General features: G+C 37.6%; 1 protein-coding gene. It reads left to right on the top strand.

What is annotated here, in order from left to right; all coding sequences use genetic code 11:
* Positions 1 to 255 (top strand): carbohydrate-binding protein (locus tag GBZ86_RS19115; protein ID WP_479690763.1); only part of this gene is annotated, 255 nt, incomplete at both ends.

Raw genomic sequence — 255 nt, 5'->3', positions numbered from 1 at the left:
GGAGGACCAAGTGATGGTGCAACTACCTTAACTGTAAATGTAGCAGCTGCAGGAAAGTATAATTTAGCAGTGAAGTATATAGGGGCAGATGCTAATAGAAACTTAAAGATAGATATAAATGGAACAAGCACAGGAGAAGTTTACACTCCAACACCAACTAATGGATGGTCCATAGGAGATGCTAAGACCTTTACTGTGGCAGTAAATTTAAATAGTGGAATAAACACTATTAAGTTCCATGGAGATGGAATAAAC

The sequence above is a fragment of the Clostridium tarantellae genome (assembly GCF_009295725.1).
Classification (GTDB): domain Bacteria; phylum Bacillota; class Clostridia; order Clostridiales; family Clostridiaceae; genus Sarcina; species Sarcina tarantellae.
The sequence above is the reverse complement of the archived record's forward strand: the minus strand, read 5'-3'. Positions and strand labels throughout refer to the sequence as shown.